Origin of the sequence: Listeria sp. PSOL-1, assembly GCF_902806445.1 — a bacterium.
Taxonomy (GTDB): domain Bacteria; phylum Bacillota; class Bacilli; order Lactobacillales; family Listeriaceae; genus Listeria.
In genome coordinates, this window is the sequence record NZ_LR760298.1 from 1,129,342 (window position 1) to 1,148,026 (window position 18,685).

The 18,685-nt window shown below is 39.0% G+C and carries 20 protein-coding genes; 1 reads left to right on the forward strand and 19 read right to left on the reverse strand.

Translation table 11 applies throughout. The annotated features are described in order from the left end of the window. Nucleotides 1–5 precede the first annotated feature (5 nt). From rnc to G6Q10_RS05525, 11 genes are all read right to left on the reverse strand, one after another. Nucleotides 6–692, reverse strand: a complete 687-nt coding sequence (gene rnc / locus G6Q10_RS05475; RefSeq protein ID WP_163653875.1) for a ribonuclease III — start codon at nt 690–692, stop codon at nt 6–8. A 403-nt stretch (nt 693–1,095) separates the two neighbouring features. Further along, on the reverse strand, nt 1,096–1,329 hold the full coding sequence (gene acpP, locus G6Q10_RS05480) for an acyl carrier protein (RefSeq protein ID WP_163653878.1): 234 nt from the start codon (nt 1,327–1,329) through the stop codon (nt 1,096–1,098). A 69-nt stretch (nt 1,330–1,398) separates the two neighbouring features. Further along, a complete protein-coding gene (gene fabG / locus G6Q10_RS05485) occupies nt 1,399–2,145 on the reverse strand; it encodes a 3-oxoacyl-[acyl-carrier-protein] reductase (RefSeq protein WP_163653881.1) in 747 nt (248 codons plus the stop codon). Then, nucleotides 2,146–3,090, reverse strand: coding sequence for an ACP S-malonyltransferase (fabD, locus tag G6Q10_RS05490; RefSeq protein WP_163653884.1), 945 nt, complete (start codon nt 3,088–3,090; stop codon nt 2,146–2,148). After that, nucleotides 3,083–4,096: a phosphate acyltransferase PlsX gene (plsX, locus tag G6Q10_RS05495; RefSeq protein WP_163653887.1), complete on the reverse strand. Its 1,014-nt coding sequence runs from the start codon at nt 4,094–4,096 to the stop codon at nt 3,083–3,085. Before plsX ends, fabD begins: the two co-directional genes overlap by 8 nt. Before the next feature lie 15 nt (nt 4,097–4,111). Next, nucleotides 4,112–4,684 carry a transcription factor FapR gene (gene fapR, locus G6Q10_RS05500; protein WP_163653890.1) on the reverse strand — a complete coding sequence of 191 codons (573 nt, stop codon included), beginning with the start codon at nt 4,682–4,684 and terminating at the stop codon, nt 4,112–4,114. 171 nt (nt 4,685–4,855) lie between these two features. After that, complete coding sequence (gene recG, locus G6Q10_RS05505; protein ID WP_232057792.1) at nt 4,856–6,904, reverse strand: ATP-dependent DNA helicase RecG; 2,049 nt, start codon at nt 6,902–6,904, stop codon at nt 4,856–4,858. Next, complete coding sequence (gene sdaAA / locus G6Q10_RS05510) at nt 6,897–7,787, reverse strand: L-serine ammonia-lyase, iron-sulfur-dependent, subunit alpha (protein WP_163653893.1); 891 nt, start codon at nt 7,785–7,787, stop codon at nt 6,897–6,899. Before sdaAA ends, recG begins: the two co-directional genes overlap by 8 nt. A 22-nt stretch (nt 7,788–7,809) precedes the next feature. Continuing rightward, nucleotides 7,810–8,472, reverse strand: a complete 663-nt coding sequence (gene sdaAB / locus G6Q10_RS05515; protein ID WP_163653896.1) for an L-serine ammonia-lyase, iron-sulfur-dependent subunit beta — start codon at nt 8,470–8,472, stop codon at nt 7,810–7,812. 27 nt (nt 8,473–8,499) lie between these two features. Beyond that, nucleotides 8,500–10,152, reverse strand: coding sequence for a DAK2 domain-containing protein (locus tag G6Q10_RS05520; RefSeq protein ID WP_163653899.1), 1,653 nt, complete (start codon nt 10,150–10,152; stop codon nt 8,500–8,502). A gap of 15 nt (nt 10,153–10,167) precedes the next feature. Then, nucleotides 10,168–10,533: an Asp23/Gls24 family envelope stress response protein gene (locus G6Q10_RS05525; RefSeq protein ID WP_163653902.1), complete on the reverse strand. Its 366-nt coding sequence runs from the start codon at nt 10,531–10,533 to the stop codon at nt 10,168–10,170. Between the two features lie 267 nt (nt 10,534–10,800). Here G6Q10_RS05525 and rpmB point away from each other — a divergent pair, with 267 nt between their 5' ends. Beyond that, the gene (rpmB, locus tag G6Q10_RS05530) at nt 10,801–10,989 is read left to right on the forward strand and encodes a 50S ribosomal protein L28 (RefSeq protein WP_163653905.1); all 189 of its coding nucleotides are present in this window, start codon (nt 10,801–10,803) and stop codon (nt 10,987–10,989) included. Nucleotides 10,990–11,143: 154 nt separating this feature from the next. Here the strand turns inward: rpmB and G6Q10_RS05535 are convergent, their stop codons facing one another. Genes G6Q10_RS05535 through fmt form a run of 8 tightly spaced genes read right to left on the reverse strand, consistent with a single transcriptional unit; the run spans nt 11,144 to nt 18,675 of the window. Continuing rightward, nucleotides 11,144–11,470 (reverse strand): hypothetical protein, encoded by a 327-nt coding sequence (locus tag G6Q10_RS05535; RefSeq protein ID WP_163653907.1) that lies wholly within the window; start codon nt 11,468–11,470, stop codon nt 11,144–11,146. Between the two features lie 15 nt (nt 11,471–11,485). Then, on the reverse strand, nt 11,486–12,133 hold the full coding sequence (locus tag G6Q10_RS05540) for a thiamine diphosphokinase (protein WP_163653909.1): 648 nt from the start codon (nt 12,131–12,133) through the stop codon (nt 11,486–11,488). Nucleotides 12,134–12,135: 2 nt separating this feature from the next. Further along, nucleotides 12,136–12,792, reverse strand: a complete 657-nt coding sequence (gene rpe / locus G6Q10_RS05545) for a ribulose-phosphate 3-epimerase (RefSeq protein ID WP_163653910.1) — start codon at nt 12,790–12,792, stop codon at nt 12,136–12,138. 2 nt (nt 12,793–12,794) lie between these two features. Continuing rightward, nucleotides 12,795–13,667, reverse strand: a complete 873-nt coding sequence (gene rsgA / locus G6Q10_RS05550) for a ribosome small subunit-dependent GTPase A (protein ID WP_163655769.1) — start codon at nt 13,665–13,667, stop codon at nt 12,795–12,797. A gap of 12 nt (nt 13,668–13,679) precedes the next feature. Beyond that, on the reverse strand, nt 13,680–15,632 hold the full coding sequence (gene pknB / locus G6Q10_RS05555; RefSeq protein WP_163653912.1) for a Stk1 family PASTA domain-containing Ser/Thr kinase: 1,953 nt from the start codon (nt 15,630–15,632) through the stop codon (nt 13,680–13,682). Then, the gene (locus G6Q10_RS05560) at nt 15,629–16,387 is read right to left on the reverse strand and encodes a Stp1/IreP family PP2C-type Ser/Thr phosphatase (RefSeq protein ID WP_163653914.1); all 759 of its coding nucleotides are present in this window, start codon (nt 16,385–16,387) and stop codon (nt 15,629–15,631) included. The genes pknB and G6Q10_RS05560 overlap by 4 nt, the downstream gene beginning before the upstream one ends. A gap of 23 nt (nt 16,388–16,410) precedes the next feature. After that, nucleotides 16,411–17,733, reverse strand: coding sequence for a 16S rRNA (cytosine(967)-C(5))-methyltransferase RsmB (rsmB, locus tag G6Q10_RS05565; protein WP_163653916.1), 1,323 nt, complete (start codon nt 17,731–17,733; stop codon nt 16,411–16,413). After that, nucleotides 17,734–18,675, reverse strand: a complete 942-nt coding sequence (gene fmt, locus G6Q10_RS05570; RefSeq protein WP_163653918.1) for a methionyl-tRNA formyltransferase — start codon at nt 18,673–18,675, stop codon at nt 17,734–17,736. Between the last annotated feature and the right edge of the window lie 10 nt (nt 18,676–18,685).

Genomic DNA, 18,685 nt, shown 5'->3' on the forward strand with positions numbered 1-18,685 from the left:
AGTCATTAACGGGATAAGTGTTTAATCGCGTGTCTAGCTGCATTTTGTTCGGCTTGTTTTTTTGTTCTACCTGTCCCGCGACCAAGTATTTGGCCATTAATCACAACTTGCGCTTCAAAAGCTTTGTTATGGGCAGGGCCTGTTTCCCCAAGGATATCATATTGGATTAATACGTCTCGATCACGCTGAACAATTTCTTGTAATTGTGTTTTAAAGTCAACGATATCCAAAAATGCGCCTGAATCAATTTTTGGAAAAATAATTCTTTCTAAAAAGGAAACTACTTGTTTTAATCCGTGTTCTAAATAAAGTGCGCCAATAAAAGATTCAAATACATCTGCTAAAAGCGCTGGGCGTGCTCTTCCTCCTGCCTTCTCCTCACCTTTACCAAGTCTGATATATTTAGAAAAATGAATGGCTTCTGCAAATTCAACAAGTGAAGGTTCACAGACAATAGCCGCTCGCATTTTCGTCATTTGTCCTTCTTCCATATCTGGATACTTTTTAAAAAGATATTCCGATATTGTTAGCTCAAGTACTGCATCTCCTAAAAATTCTAAGCGTTCATTATCATGAATTTTTTCCCGACGATGTTCGTTTACATAAGAGGAATGTGTGAAGGCCGCTTTTAATAAGCCTACATCAACAAAGTCAAAACCAGTACTTTCTTGTAGTTCTTCCCATTGATTCATAATGATTAACTCCTTTCAAGTACCTTTCAGTCCATTTTCTAAACAGCCTGATAAAAAAAGCTGCTTAGAAAATGAACTGGATTAAAAAAGTTGCCTATACTGCTTAAAATAGAGGTCCCCCTGAGATCATATGCTTGTTTTGGGTACGACAAATCGAACGAAAGCGTCCCGATTTGCAGGTTTTGGCAGAAGTCGTACGAATAGTACGACTACACATGATGACTAAAAAAACAGGGAAAGGTAACTTTACCCGGCCATGTGACTAGTTATCAGAAATCTGTCAAAACAAGCAAAGCGAAAAGCTTGTCGCCGATTTATTTCGTTTATGTCCCAAGCTTATAAGCTCTAATCGCCTCTTTAGATTAAAAGCAACGAGGCTATCCATGCATTCTTATCACTTGAATTAAGAATGTTCTTCTATATATTTCACTGCATCGCCAACTGTAGACATCTTCTCAGCTTCTTCATCAGAGATTTCAATTCCAAATTCATCTTCAAGTTCCATAATTAATTCTACAACATCTAAAGAATCTGCACCTAGATCTTCTGCAAAGGAAGCTTGTAAAGTTACCTTTTCTTTATCGACACCAAGACGATCAACAATAATATCTGCAACTTTTTCTAACACTTCTGCCATTTCACTTCACCTCCCTCCACGTATTATAAAGGATTTCTCTACAGGAGTAAACAGAAATTACCATTTTAATTACTGCATACTCATCCCACCGTCAACGGATAATGTTTGTCCAGTAATATAATGAGATAAGTCACTAGCTAAGAAATAAACTGCATTCGCAACATCTGCTGTTTTACCATAATATCCAAGTGGAATCTGGCTTAACATCGCCTCTTTTGCCCGTTCATCTAAATGATCTGTCATCTCTGTTTCGATAAATCCAGGGGCGACAGCGTTCACATGAATCCCTCGCGCAGCAAGTTCGCGCGCGGTTGTTTTTGTTAGGCCAATCATACCTGCTTTACTAGCAACATAATTTGCTTGACCAGCATTTCCTGTTATGCCTACAACGGAAGCCATATTAATAATTTTACCAGAACGCTGTTTCATCATGATACGTGACACTTCTTTTGTCATCAAAAAGGTCCCTTTTAAATTGATGTTTATTACATCATCCCAATCTGATTCTTTCATGCGCATTAAAAGGTTATCTCGCGTAATGCCAGCATTGTTTACTAAAATGTCTACACGTCCAAAACGCTCGATCACTTCTTTAAAGAATGCTTTGACGTCTTCTTCTTTTGAAACGTCTGCTTTCATTGCTTCTGCATTGACACCTATTTCAGTTAATAGATCTAATGTTTCTTTGGCTGCATCTGCGCGACCACCGTAATTGAAGAAAATATCAGCACCTTCTTTTGCTAATTTCAAGGCAATTTCGCGTCCTATGCCACGCGATCCCCCAGTAATAACAGCTATTTTACCTTTCAAAGACATTTATTTTCCCTCCTTTAGTTGTTCAGCCACTTGTTTGATTGATTCCACGTCATTTGCCGATAGAATCGTTACATCTCGATTTATTTTTTTTATAAGTCCAGAAAGTACTTTACCAGCCCCAATTTCAACAAATGTATCGACACCTGCATCGACTAAAGCTGTAATCGTTTGTTCCCACTTAACAGGTGAATAAATTTGTCTAATTAGTTTTTCTCGAACGTTCGATGGATCTGTTGTAAAAGAAACATCAACATTACTTACAATAGGCACTGCCCCGTCTTTTAAAGTAACTTCTTCTAAGACACTTACAAAAGCTTCTGCAGCAGGCTTCATTAGTTTAGAATGAAAAGGGCCACTAACAGCAAGTGGGATGACGCGTTTTGCACCTTTTTCTTTTAATTTTTCTGTGCCTTTAGCAATTCCTGAGGCTGTACCAGAAATAACGATTTGCCCAGGAGAATTATAATTAGCAATTTGAACAGTATCTCCACCGGCGCTTACTTCACTTGTCACCGCTTCAATCGCATCAGCTTCCATGCCAAGAACAGCAGCCATTTCTCCTGTGCCATTTGGAACTGCTTCTTCCATCAACTCACCGCGTCGATGCACTAAATAAACGGCATCACTAAATGTTAAAACCCCAGCTGCCACCAATGCACTGTACTCACCTAAACTATGCCCTGCAACATAATCCGCCTTTACTCCATAAGATTCAAGTGCTTTTAAAATCGCTATACTTGTGCTAACAAGCGCAGGCTGAGCGTTTTCTGATTTAGTAAGTTCTTCAATAGGTCCTTCTGTAATTAACTGGGTTAACGAAAAACCAAGGCGTTGATCTGCTATGTTATAAATCGATTTCGCTTCGGGATATTTCGCTGCTACATCTTGTCCCATATCTATTTGTTGTGATCCTTGTCCTGGAAAAACAAATGCGACTTTATTCATGAGCTAAGTTCCCTCCTAATTTCCCATTATCAACTTCGCGTTTAATCGTCTCCACAACACGTCGTTCAATCATTTCACGCGCTTGTCTAATCGTCGTAAAAATCGCATTGGCATTGGATGAACCGTGAGCTTTAATGACCGGTGCCTGTACGCCGAAAAAGCAAGCTCCCCCATATTCACTGTAATCCATTTTTGCACGTAATTCTAACAGATCTTTTCTCAAGAATCCTGCTGCAATTTTATTTTTTAGGTTGCTGAGCAAACTCATTCTTAACATTGAAAAGAAAGCAGCTCCTGTTCCTTCTAAACTTTTAAGTACCATATTTCCAGTAAAGCCATCGGTTACAACAACGTCAGCCACATCCATAAGAAGATCCCGCGATTCAACATTGCCAATAAAATGATAGGCGTCTTGTTCTTTCATTAATGAATAGGCTTTTTTCGTTAATTCGTTCCCTTTTGTTTCTTCTGTCCCAATATTTAACAAGCCTACGCGTGGCTTATCGATTTTGCGGACTTGTTCAGCATAAATCGACCCCATTAAACCAAATTGGAGTAAATGTTCTGGTTTAGCCTCTGAATTAGCGCCAAGGTCAAGCATGATAAAACCTTTTCCACTAATGGTTGGCAAAATTGGAGCCAGTGCTGGTCGATCGATTCCTTTGATTCTTCCAACAACAAAAAGTCCGGTAGACATCAGTGCCCCAGTGTTTCCTGCTGAAATACAGGCATCTGCTATACCATCTTTTACTGCTTGAGCGGCAAGTACCATTGACGCCTTTTTTTTGCGTTTAACCGCGCGGACTGGTTCATCTTCGCTTTCGATTTTTTCATCTGTATGCACAATACTTACTCTTGTTTGATCGGTTAGATATTCAAGAATAGCCGATTCTTTTCCAAAAAGGATAAATTCAACATCTTTAAATTTTGCTGCAGCAGTCATTACACCTTCAACAATTTCTTTAGGTGCATGGTCACCGCCCATTGCATCAATTGCTATTTTCATTTTCGTCAGTCCTTTTTACTTTTTTTCGGTGGCATGATACATTTCGAATTTGCCTTTTAGCACAATCTCGTCGCCCACGTAACTTTTAATATCAACTATTGTGATCGCACGTTGATCTGTTTTTTCTCTTACTTTCGCTTTCGCAATGACTCGTTCCCCTTCTTTTACGGAGCGAACAAAACGAACAGCAGATTGCGTTGTGAGTGCTAGTTCATTTGGAATAACTGCTGTAGCAAGTGAGTTTGCTTGAGCGAACAAATGATGTCCACGTGCAATTTTATTCCGCTTAAAGACGTGTTCTGGACCGACATCAAAAAGTGATATCGCACTTTTCCCTGGATTGATATCAATAATTTCACCGATAACTTCATCTATAGGTAAACTTTTCACGGCATCAGCATAATTAACGCTTGCGACCTGCTCTATTCTGACGCGAAGCTCTGGTATGGAAAGTGCCACACGATCAAGCCTAACTGTCTGCACACTAACATGAAAAAGGTCAGCAAGCTGTTCATCCGTGATAAAAGGATTTTCATCAATGGCTTCTTGTAATCTTTTTTGCCTTTCTTTTTTTGGGTGTTTTTTCATATACTTTCCCCATCTTTCCTATTTTCAAGTGCTACTAATACCAGATCCTAAAAGGTAAGTCTAAAAAAAGAGACAATCCGCCTCTTTAAAGTAGGATGGCTATTTTAAACTCATACAGCTTAATGTTATAGAAAATAAAGCGCACTTGCAAGTATTTTTCTTTATTCGTAATTAGTCTAGCTTTTCCTCCGTAAAAACACCACTTGCTAAAAGGGACTCATATAAACGAGCGTATTCGGGATTTTCAGCTAAATTTTCATCAAAGATCAACTTGGCGGCGTCTTCGCGTGCGATTTCTAGCACACGGTAATCATGGACGATATCAGCTATGTTAAACTCAGGAAGTCCACTTTGTTTTGTACCAAAGAAGTCGCCTGGGCCTCGTAGCTCTAAATCACGTTCGCTTAGAGCAAAACCATCGTTTGTTTCAGTCATAATGGTCATTCGCTCTTTTCCAACTTCAGTTTTAGGATCAGCTAGTAAGATGCAGTAAGATTGATCAGAACCCCTACCAACCCTTCCTCGCAATTGGTGCAGCTGGGAAAGTCCAAAGCGGTCAGCATCATAAATCACCATCATTGTTGCATTCGGTACATTAACGCCTACTTCAACAACTGTCGTAGAAACAAGGCAATCGATCTTTTGGCTACTAAACGCGCGCATTAGCCCTTCTTTTTCGGCTGGTAAAAGTTTCCCATGCATTAAACCAACTGTATGCCGCTTTTTCCATTTAGCAAGTAGTAAATGATAAAAATCTACAGCATTTTGTACTTCAAGCTTGTCTGATTCCTCAATTAATGGACAAATAACATACACTTGGTGTCCTTTTATGATTTCTTTTTCGACAAATTGAATGACGCGATCCAACATCTCGTGTTTTACCCAGAATGTCTCAATTTGTTTTCGGCCAGCAGGGAGCTCATCAATCACAGAAACATCCATTTCACCAAAAGTCGTAATGGCAAGCGTTCTTGGAATAGGTGTAGCTGTCATAAACAGAACATCCGGATATTCTCCTTTTTCGCGTAAAATTCGCCGTTGACCAACACCAAAACGGTGCTGTTCATCTGTAATAACTAGTCCTAAGCGGTGGTAAATAACCTCTTCTTGAATTAAAGCATGCGTTCCTACGAGGACATCAATGTTACCTTCTTCAAGTAAAAGAAGGAGTTCTTTTCTCCGTTTCCCTTTCACTGAACTTGTAAGTAAGCCAACTGTTACATCAAATGGTGCAAGTAACTCGACTAAAGAATTGGCATGTTGCTCAGCTAAGATCTCCGTTGGTACCATGAGTGCGCTTTGAAATCCACTCTTTGCAGCTGCAAAGATCGCAATGGAGGCAACGACTGTTTTTCCAGAACCTACATCTCCTTGGAGCAATCGATTCATATGAAAATGTGATTTCATATCCCCACAAATTTCATTAACGACGCGTTTTTGTGCGTTAGTAAGTGGAAAAGGTAAAGCATCAATATAGGTTCTTAATTCAGCAACATCATAGTCAATCGCAATTCCGCCTGCTTTTTCCCGTTCAATTTTTCGAAAAAACTGCATTCTAAGTTGAAACAGTAATAGCTCTTCGTACACCATTCTGCGCCTAGCCTGCTTTAATTCACTGCTGTCTTTTGGAAAATGTAAGATGCGAATCGCTTCGTCTCGTGCAATTAGTTTATATTTATCAAGGTAAACTTGAGGAATAATTTCTTCAATCTCTTTATGATACATCGTAAAAGCAGCTTGCACATATTTTTGCATGGTCTTAGTACGTAGGCTGCCTTTTAAGCGATAGATCCCTTCTAACGCTTCGTCTTGTGTTTGCATGCCTAATTTGAATTTGCTTGCTGTAATTTGGGCTCGATTTTTATCCCATTTTCCAGAAATTGTCACTGTTTCACCCGTTGCAATTTTCGCTTTTAAATAGGGTTGATTAAAAAAATCGATGCGAATGACTTGTCCTTCTACTGAAAGACGAAAAGACAATTTTGATTTTTTCTTTCCATAAAAAGCAAGCGAAGGTTCAGTAAGCACTTCGCCACAAACTGTTATTCGCTCCGCATCGCCCACTTGTTCTAAATTCCGCAAGCGATAATCTTCATAGCGATATGGAACATTCCAAAGCAAGTCCTGCACCGTTGAAATGCCTAATTCTTTTAATGTTTTTGCCGTTTCTTCGCCAATTCCTTTAATTCCAGTAACGCTTATTTTTTTTAAGTTATTCACTTGGATTTTCTGGCGATAGACCAAAGATTTTTGCTTGAATGGCTCTTCCTGTTGGTGTAGCCGCCAGCCCTCCTTCAGCAGTTTCTCTTAAACTACTTGGCATCTGCAACCCAACACGATACATCGCTTCAATCACTTCATCACATGGGATTTGACTCTTAATTCCAGCAAGTGCCATATCAGCAGAAATAATGGCTTGCGAAGATCCTAGTGCATTTCGTTTCACACATGGGACTTCAACGAGACCAGCAACAGGATCACAGACTAGACCCAGCATGTTTTTAAGCGTCATCGCCATGGCATGTGAAGCTTGTTCAGGTGTTCCTCCTGCTGCTTCAACAATTGCAGCTGAAGCCATAGCTGATGCCGATCCCACTTCTGCTTGACACCCTCCTGCTGCCCCGCTAATAAACGCTTGGTTCGCAACAACAAAACCAAAGGCGCCAGCAGTAAATAAAAAATCCACCATTTGTTCACGCGTTAATTCAAGTTTATCTTTTACAGCAAAAAGAACACCTGGAACAACGCCAGCACTTCCAGCTGTTGGTGTTGCACAAATGACACCCATTGCTGCGTTGACTTCGTTGGTTGCAATTGCTTTTTGAACAGATTCAAGGACAAGTTCTCCCGATAGAGTATTTCCTTTTTCAATGTATTTTTTCATTAAAACCGCATCGCCACCAGTTAATCCTGTTGTAGAGTTAACGCCATTTTCTCCTTTTTTAATCGCCTCTTCCATCACATCTAGATTACGAGTCATCGCTGCAAAAATTTCATCATGTGATAATCCTGAAACGTTCATTTCACGTTCGATCATCACTTTTGAAATCGGCTTTTTTTCATGCTGAGCAATATCAATTAATTCAGCAACTGTACGAAACATTTATCTTCCACTCACTTTCTTCTTAAATGACAATGCTAGCTACTTGATAAACACCTTGAATTTCGCTAATTTGATCTAACAATGATTGATCCACAACTTGATCCACTTCAATGACCATTAATGCTTCGTTCCCTTTTGTTTTACGTGAAACTTTCATCTGCCCGATGTTGATCTCATGGCGCGCGATCAAAGCGGATACAGAAGCGATAATGCCATATCGGTCCTGATGTAAAATTAAAATCGCAGGCAATGTTCCCGTAAAGTCGAGTTCAAAATCATTTAACCGAACAATCTCGACTTTTCCACCACCAATAGAGGCTCCAACAAGGGTGGTTTGCTTCATTCCATTTTTTAAAACTAATTTTACGGTATTTGGGTGAGGCGCTTCTTCTAGTTCTTCAATAAATTGAATATGTATCCCCCATTTTTTGGCTAATGCAGGGGAATCTTTCATCCGTGGATCATCTGGCTCAAAACCAAGTAAACCACCAATCAAAGCGACATCCGTACCATGACCTTTATACGTTTTAGCGAATGAGCCATACAAATGGATATCTACTTGTGTTGGCGTTTCTCTAAAAACATCACGAGCGATTTTGCCTATCGTACTTGCTCCAGCTGTATGCGAACTGGATGGACCAATCATCACTGGACCAATGATATCAAAGACGCTGTTAAATTTCATCTTTTTATGCCCCTTTCTAAAATATGTCTATTCAACAGAAAAAATATAAGGGTATACTGGTTGATTTCCAGCATGTACTTCAAATTCAATATCGGGAAATTTCACTTCAAGTTGGCTTACTAAATCTTCAGCCTCGTCTTTTGTTACACTTTCTCCGTATAAAAGCATCACAATTTCACTATCTTCATCTATCATTTTTTCAAGGGTGGCTAGCATCGTAGCGTTTAGATCAGATAAGCTTATTTGAATTTTGCCTTCAATGATGCCAATGTAATCCTCTTTCTTGACCTCTAAACCTTCTACACTTGTATCACGAACAGCTGTTGTTACTTGTCCACTAACGATTTGTTTCAGCGCTTGTTCCATTTCCCGTTGATTGTTTGCAAAGCTTTCTTCTTTTCGAAAAGAAGCGAGTGCAGCAAGCCCCTCTGGAATCGTCTCAGTTGGAATCACTTGGATATTTTCAACACGTGCAATCGCTGCGGCTTGTTTAGCAGCCATTACAATATTTTTATTGTTTGGTAAAATAAAAACTTGTTCAGCATTCGCTGCTTCAATCGCTTGGACAATATCTTCGGTACTTGGATTCATCGTTTGCCCGCCAGAAAGAACAACATTTGCGCCTAAACTTGTAAACAATTTCTTTATTCCTGTACCAGCAGAAACGGTAACGATGCCATAGGGTGTTTTCCCTTTAGGCTTTTCTTTTTCATGGATGATGGCCTCGTGCTGTTCGCGCATGTTCTCTACTTTCATTTTAATCAGGCTCCCGTACTGTTGTCCGTAATTAAAAACATCACCTGGGCGCTCTGTGTGAATGTGAACTTTAGCCACTTCATCATCAGCCACAACAAGCAAGGAATCGCCCATTTTGTTTAAATCTTGGCGGAATTTTTCTTCATCAAATGGCTTTTGATCTGCTTTATTTTTCTTAATTTGGACCATGATTTCTGTACAGTAACCAAATATAATCTCATCTGTTGACATAAAGTCTTGAACGTGGCGATGATGCTCAGCATTGATCATCTCATTCATTGATTTCATATAATCTTTAAGTTCAAGTTGTCCAGTTAGCGCCCCGTAAAAGCCTTCATAGATCAGGATCAGCCCTTGACCACCACTATCAACAACGCCTACTTCTTTTAAGATCGGTAATTGTTCGGGTGTGTTTTTAAGTGCAATATTCCCGTGTTTTACGATAGCCTTCATGACTTCTTCAATGCTTCCATCAACAAGAGCCTCGTTCATTCCTGCTTTTGCAGCTTCTCTTGCCACGGTTAAAATCGTTCCCTCAACTGGTTTCATGACTGCTTGATAGGCCGTTTCAACGCCTTTTGCAAAAGCTTTAGCAAATTCTTCTGGTGTAAGGATTTCTTTTGCTTCGACAGCTTTAGAGAAACCACGGAAAAGCTGTGATAAAATAACCCCCGAATTCCCTCTTGCTCCCATAAGCAAACCTTTCGCAAAATCAGCACTAACATTCGACATGGATTCTGATTCATTTTGAGAAACTTCTTTTGCTCCACTTGCCATTGATAAATTCATATTTGTCCCAGTATCTCCATCTGGTACAGGAAAAACATTTAGCGAATCTACAAAATCAGCGTTTTTGGCTAGGTTTTCCGCTCCAAGGGCTATCATTTCAGCCCATTTTTTTCCATTTAACTGGTAAATATCCAAGTCAAAGATTCCTCCTTACAATTCCTTCATCACTTTCACGCCTTGAACATAGATGTTAACTGATTCAATGACTAAGCCAAGTGTTTGTTCAAGTGTGTATTTGACGCGTTCTTGTACGTTATGTGCGACTTCAGATATCTTCGTTCCAAAGCTGACAATAATATACATATCAATGTGTAATCCTGAGTCTTCTTGCCTTACAATGACGCCTTTTGTATAATTTTCACGCCTTAATATATCGGTTAATCCGTCTCTAATTTGATGTCTGCTTGCCATTCCAACGATGCCAAAATTCTCTTCGGCCACACCGCCTGCAATCGCTGCAATCACATCGCTTGTAATATCGACTTTACCTAAATTCGTTTCTATTTCAAGTGACATAATAGTCCTCCTTTGTGCCATTTACTTTTACCTGTTTCTCTCTTTTTCAAGAAAAGTCTTTCAAGTTTATTTTACTATATTAAGAAAACAATGGGAAGCTTTAAATCTCGCTGTATTTCTTCTGTCAAGTAAAAATTCTTTGCACTATTTTCCCATAAAAGCTTGCAATGTTATCTTAACTATGATAAATTATTCTAGTATATGATATTTAAAAAGATATCTATTTCTGAAATATCTTGTGAATGCTTTGTAAGGAGGGGTTAAACTATGGCAAAAGAATGTTTTATTACTGGTCGTAAATCTCGCTCTGGTAACAAGCGTTCCCACGCGATGAATTATAGCAAACGTACTTGGAAAGCTAACCTACAAAAAGTACGTATTCTAGTAGACGGCAAACCTAAACGAGTTTGGGTTTCAACTCGTGCGCTTAAATCCGGTAAAGTGGAACGCGTTTAATGAATGTAAAGAGGTAATGCAGCGAATTTTGTTCGGTGCATTTTTTCTTGTGCAAAATAGTTTGAATAAACTGTTTTTTCGGGAAATATCCTGCTTTTTAGGCGGATATGCGCACAATTCAAACTAGGCTGATACACCCGCCGACACCTCATTTTTATATTGATTTCGCCAAAATGCCACTGATTAAAATGGCAGCACCTACCAAAATATTCACGAAAAAAAGCGAAACAAGACCGCTAACTAATAAAATCGTTGCTGCCAATTGAACTTTCTTTTGCACAAGAAATAAATAACCAATTCCTGCAGAGAGTAAAAAGACAAAACTAAAAATGGTTAGCACAATTAAACTTGTTTTTAAGTTACTAGAATAGCTCCCACTATTTAAATTAATAAACGTAATAACTTGGACATAAACGCCAAGCAGTAAGCCTAATCCTCCTGCTACTAATGCCCACGAATAGCGTTTTTTAAAAAAAGTCATGTTAGAACCTCTCTTTCAATCATTGCTCTCAATATAAAGTATCAAACCTGTTTTAAACGAAAATTCGCCGCTTTCACCTAAAAATTCATTACTTGAAAGCGCACTTCCTACCGGATAACCAGCGTTGATAAGTGGATATTTAAACCCTGAAAGCGTAAGTCCTGTTACATCTGCCATTGTTGTAAAAGCAACATATTTTTTATCGGGTTGTTTTACAACAAAATAGTTTCCTGGCAAATACATACGCATATAATTGTGTTTGTCAATCAGCTCCACAAGAGGAATGGCTGCCCGAAATGCAGGTTTTGTTAGCATCATTAAGTTTGCCAGCAAATGATCAATCCTTCCTCCTGTTGCACCGAAAATACGGATGATTGACGGATTTAAAGCCATTGCCCACGAAAGACCGAGTTCAGTGTCTGTTTCATCTTTTTCAGCTGGAAATTCTCTAACATCTGTTACCTTTTCTTTCACTTCATTTAATTCAGCTTTTGTAAGTGAATCAAAGTCCCCAAGCGCGATGTCCGGAATGATGCCCATTTGAAGCAACCTTTTTGAGCCGGAATCAACACCGGCCCAAGTAATATTCTCATGATTAAACTGAGCTAAATCAGGAATCTCGGCTGCTGGACCTCCAACCATGATATGAACGATTCTTGTCATCTTCATTCACCTACTATCGTACGGAGCTTATCCATTGCTAGCTGCCTTTGTTTGTTCCCATAAATATAACTTCCAGCAACAAATACATCGGCTCCGACATCGAAACATTGTTGCGCTGTTTCCGGGTTAATTCCTCCGTCCACTTCAATTTCAATTTCTAAACCTTTTTCTTGGATCAAATCACGGAAAGTAGCAATTTTTTCCAACACTTCAGGAATAAAAGCCTGACCGCCAAAACCAGGGTTAACTGTCATAAAAAGCACTATGTCTAATTCATGCAAAACATGCTTGATCGCGTTAATTGGTGTTGCTGGATTTAAAACGGCTCCTGCTTTTACATCAAATGAGCGAATATGGGTCAACGTTCGGTGTAAGTGAGGACAAGTTTCAACATGTACAGAGATATAATCGGCTCCTGCTTTAGCAAATTGCTCAATAAACAAGTCTGGATTTTCAATCATTAAATGGACATCAACTGGCAGCTTCGTATTTGGACGAATTGCTTTGACAACATCTGGTCCAAATGTAATGTTTGGAACAAAATGGCCATCCATCACATCTACATGCAAATAATCGGCTCCAAGTTCTTCTACTTCTGCAATCTCTTTAGCTAAATTTGCAAAATCCGCACTTAAAATTGATGGCGCAATTTTTCCCATAATCAATACCTCGGCTTTCTATTTTTTATTTCTGTTAAAATTTGCAAATAATGTTCATAACGAAATAGCTGAATATCCCTCTCCGTAACCGCATCTTTTACAGCACAACCTGGCTCGGTTTCATGTAAACACCCGCGGAATTTACAAGCGGATCGATAACTTGCAATCTCCGGGAAGCAAAATTGCAAGTTTTCTGGTGTAATCATGGACCATTCAATCGAGCTAAAGCCAGGTGTGTCTGCAATAAGTCCCTCCCCAATTTGAAGCAGTTCTACATGTCTTGTGGTGTGTCTACCACGACCTAGTGCCTCTGAAATCCCGGCTGTTTTAAGGGTTAAATTGGGATTGAGTTGATTGAGTAGCGTTGATTTTCCGACACCGGATTGGCCAGCGATAACAGCTGTTTTATCTTTAAGAATCGTTATCAGTTGTGTTTTATCGAAGGCATCATTTGTAAGATAGACTTGATAGCCAATTTTTTGATAGATTTCTTGATAGGCTAAAAATGTTTCTTGCTGATTTTTTTCTACCAAGTCAAGTTTACTAATACAAAGGATAGGTGTTACATCAGCTTCTTCAATCGCGACAAGGAAACGATCCGCTAAGTTTGTTGAAAAATCAGGTTCTACTGCTGAAAATACTAGAATTGCAATATCAACATTAGCAATGGGAGGACGTACAAGTTCATTTTTTCTTGGTAATATTTCAAGAATGTAGCCGTCTGTTTGATTCTCAGCTTGAAAAATGACTTCATCCCCTACAAGTGGTGTCATCTTTCGTTTGCGAAAATTCCCACGTGCTCTGCACTGATATACATTCCCCTTATGAAAACAATAGTAAAATCCACTAAGTGCTTTGACAATTTGACCTTCCAGATTACTTCCTCCTTACCTTGGATAATCGACGGTTCCTTCATCTATGACAGTATTATCACGTGTAATTTTATATCCTGCTTGTTTTCCTTCTTCAATTTCAAAAGGAATGGTAACGGTTGTATCTTTTGTAATATTCATTTCCTTATAAGCATTTGTCATGCCGTGATCGTTATCCTCGATATAGATTTGAACCCGGTTAGATTTTTCACCATCTTGAGCTTCAGGATCGTATTTGATGTTGAAACTTTTTTTAACTGTTTTTACTTCTTTTTCTTTAGGACCAGCAGAAATAACGACATTTACTGTAGAGCCTTTATTTATCTCTGTTCCAGCTGCAGGTGTTTGTTTGATCACTTGACCTTTTGCGGCATTTGCATTTTCTTCTGTTGTTTTAATCGTAATCCCATTAGAAGCAGCGTAATCATCTAATCCACGTTTGCTATAACCGGTTAAATCGTTTAACTTAAACGGGGCAACCCCTTTACTTACAACAAAAACAACATCGGTATCTTTTGCAACTACTTCTGATCCAGGTGAAGGCTCTTGACTGATAATCATACCTTTATCAATCGAATCGTTGTATTCTTCTTTTTTACTTATCGATTTAAAGCCCTGCTCTTTTAATAGCTTTTTCGTTTCATCATAACTTCTTCCGGAAAAATCTTCCACTGATATCTTTTTCGAACCGATGCTCACGTAAATATTAATAGAAGTGCCTTTTTCTGCCATTTCACCGGCTTCTGGATCCGTTTTAATAACTTTGCCTTCGTCTACTTTATCACTGTTTGTTTTAATCGTTTTACCAATGTTAAATCCTTCTTTTTGGAGTGTGCTAACCGCTTTTTCTTCTGATTTTAAAGCGACATCAGGAATTTCAATTTCTTTTGGCGGTTTGCCGAGGAACCAGAGCGCTAAAATAATAGCTGCAGCTAGTAAAATAACGGAAAATACAATCCAAAAAACCTTTTTCTTTTTGCTTTTTTTCTTTTTCTTGTTTTTTTCTTTTGGTGGTTCCTCTTTTTTTATGGCTTCAGGCTGCGGATTTGACTCAAGATCACGCATGGCGTTTTTTGTTGGAAGTACAGGGATCGTTTTTGTATCACCATCGTCCCCATCAATCATATATTTTTCTTCATTCAAACGATCACGCTGCAAACAGGTATCTAAATCGCGCTCCATTTCACTTGCTGACTGATAACGTTTAAACGGATCTTTTGCCGTAGCACGGGTGATAATATTTTCTAAGCTCTGTGGTATGCCTGGGTTTTGTTCACGGACTGAAGGCACATTTGCTTGAAGGTGTTTGATAGCAATTGAAACAGCAGACTCTCCGTCATAAGGGACATTCCCAGTTAAAAGCTCATAAAAAACGATTCCTAGTGAATAAATATCTGATTTTTGCGTTGCCATGCCACCACGCGCTTGCTCTGGTGAAAGATAATGCACCGAGCCAAGAAGTGAATTGGTCTGCGTAATGGACGTTTCTGAAAGTGCCATTGCGATACCGAAATCAGTAATTTTCACCACACCTTGTGGGTTGATCAAAATATTTTGTGGCTTTAAATCGCGATGAATAATGTGATAGCTATGCGCCGCGGAAACGGCAGAAACAATTTGTTTCATAATATCGACGGCTTTTTCAAAAGAAATGGGGTGATGTTCATGAATGTATTGTTTTAAATCCATGCCTTCTACGTACTCCATCACGATATAATGTAAATCATTTTCTTCACCAACATCATAGACGCTGACAATATTTGGATGAACGAGACTCGTAGCTGATTGTGCCTCACGCTGAAAACGGCGAATTAAATTGCTTTCATCAGCTAAATCAATACGCAAAATTTTCACAGCAACATCACGATCTAAAATAATATCATGGGCTAAGAAGACATTGGCCATTCCTCCCCCACCAATTGGGCTAATAATTTTATAGCGATCGTTTATTCGCTTGCCAATCATCATACTTCTTCGCCTCCCTTTTGCTTGTGGTCGCGCTCTAATAACAACACAGTGATGTTATCTTCGCCCCCATAAGCATTAGCTTTTGTAATGAATATATCGGCTTTTTCAGAAAGCGTGCGGTTACTCACAAGGATATTTTTCATTTCTTCTTCTGGCACCATATTGGTCAAGCCATCTGAGCAAAGAAGAAGTAAATCGCCCGTTTGAAAAGGGAGCGTAAAAGTATCGCTACTTACTTTGCCTTCTACACCAAGTGCACGTAATAAAATATTTTTCCGTGGATGGTTCTTAGCATCTTCTTTTGAAATTTCACCTTTTCGAAGCAGTTCATTAACAAGTGAATGATCTTCTGTTACTTGTGAGAGTGTGCCTTGTGATAATAAATAGCCTCTACTATCCCCAACATTCGCTACAATCACTTGACTGCGCGTAAAAACCGCAGTCACAAGTGTTGTTCCCATACCTTTTAAATCTGGCTTTTCGGCGGCATACCGAACGATTTCGGTATTGACTTGTTGAATCGCTGTTTGTAGCCACTTTTCGACTTCAACGGCGTGCAAAAATTCTTCTGTCTTGCACCAAGCATCACTTAATAACTTAACAGCCATTTGAGAGGCTACATCACCAGCACGGTGTCCTCCCATGCCGTCAGCTACTATGACAATCGGATTATTGGTTTTATTCGTAAAAACGCCACCACTGTCTTCATTATGATTCCTAATTCTCCCGCGGTCTGTTCTAAACTCTGCTCGCACTTGTTTGATCTCTCCTGTCTTACTTAAAGTCTTCTGAAACTAGCGACAAAAAAACCGTCACTTCCTACATCAGTTGGTAAAAGCTGTAACCCGTTATCCTGTTCTAAATTTGCCAAAGATAGCGGCACATGAACCGGAATAAGTTCAAATTCTGGATGGTTCATTAAAAAGCTTGCTACAACTTGTTGATTTTCTTCTTGGTCAATGGTACACGTACTATAAACTAATATACCATTTTCTTTCACTAATTGGCTAACTTCATTTAATATATCTTGTTGAATGCTAGAAAGCTTTTTAATATCCGCTAGTGTTTTATTGTATTTAATATCTGGTTTATGACGTAAAACGCCCAAGCCACTACAAGGAGCATCAACAAGAATTCGGTCAAAACTCTGCTTTTCAAACTGCATCGCTGCTTTTCTGGCATCTAGTTTAAATGCGCGGATGTTCAGTAAATTTAAACGATTAGCTGACTCTTTGATTAGTTTAATTTTATGGTCATGAATATCAAGAGCAGTTACGGACCCTGTTCCGCTCATTTTTTCAGCAATGTGCGTTGTTTTTCCACCGGGTGCTGCGCAGGCATCAAGGACATTCAGGTTTTCCTTTAATTGTAAAGCATAGGTAGCGACCATTGAGCTTAAGTCTTGCACAGTGCATTTTCCGGTACGAAAAGCAGCTGTATTTGTAATGGTTCCTTTTGTGATTTCAACAGCTTCTGGGATCACTTCTGAAACGCTACTTTCAATTCCTTGATCACTAAATTCTTTAACAAGCGATTTCGGATTGGTTTCTGTCATGTTCACGCGAACGGTTTGTTTAGGAGGCTTTAGAAAAGCTTGACCTATCTCACTTGCTTTTTGAAAACCATATTGTAAAATGATACGTTTAGTTAGCCATAATGGTAGGCTTTTTTCTACTGATAAGCGCGCTGAGTCATCGCTTATTAAAGTAGTATCTTGTACGCCTGTTCTGATAAGGTTTCTAAGCACACCATTGACAAATTTTGTAACTCCTTGATGACCTCGTTTTTTAGCAATTTCGCCTGCTTCATGGAGAATCGCATGTTCTGGTATTTTGTCTAAAAAGACGAGTTGGTAAACAGACATTCGCAACAAATCGATGACCCAATCTTCAGGTTGCTTTTTTAAAAAAGGTTGTAAGTAGTAATCTAATGTGATTTTTCGTTGAATGGTTCCATAAACAAGCTCTGTAAAAAGAGCCTTATCGACCTGCTTTAATTGTTTATTTTTTAGCGCGTCGTTAATTAATAAATGGCTATATGAGCCGCTTTTTTCTATTTTTAAAATGGTGTCTAAGGCTAATCCTCGAATCGTTGGTTTCATTTAATCACCAAGCCTTATCGTTTCATTTAGTGCTCGTCCAGCGCCTTGCATATAGCTTGCTGCTTCCATTTTTGGTTTCCCAGCAGGTTGAATAACAAGTAATTCGATGATTTTATTGTCACCTGTTAAAACACCGAACCGATTTTTTCCAAGTGAAACAAAGGTGCCTGGCTCCCCTTCTTTGGTTTCTTCTGTAAGTTTTGCTTGCCAAATTTTAAATGGTTTTGCATCAAGTGTTGTATACGCAACAGGCCAAGGTGATAAACCGCGAATTTGATTAAAGATTTCACGAGCATCTTTTTGCCAATTAATTTTTTCTTGTTCGCGTGAAATATTTCTTGCAAAGGTCACTTTTTCGGGATCTTGTTTTTCAGCCGTAATTTCATCATTAAAAAATTTAGGCAGTGTTGACATCAGTAGTTCTGCTCCAAGAAGACTCAGTTTAGTAAACATTGTTCCGGTATCATCTTGATCTGTGATAGGAAGGCTTTCCTTAGCAATCATATCTCCTGCGTCTAGCTTTTCTACCATATACATAATGGTAACACCCGTCTCTTTTTTTCCGTCCATCACTGCATAATGAACAGGAGCTCCGCCGCGATATTCTGGAAGAAGAGAAGCATGGACATTAATCGCCCCAAAACGAGGCGCTTCAAGTAAGCTTTTTGGTAAAATTTGTCCGTAAGCTGCAGTAATTAATAAATCACTATCTAGTTGAATGAGTTCCGTAAGTTCAGTAGATGTCCGTAATTTTTCTGGTTGATAAACAGGAAATCCTAATTTTTCAGCTGCTTCTTTTACAGGTGGTGGTGTTAAGATGCGTTTTCTTCCTACAGGTCGATCGGGTTGCGTGACGACCGCTATGACTTCATATTCAGCTGCGATTTGTTCTAAGACAGGGACAGCAAATTCTGGCGTCCCCATAAAAATAATTTTTTTCATTGTCTGCTCC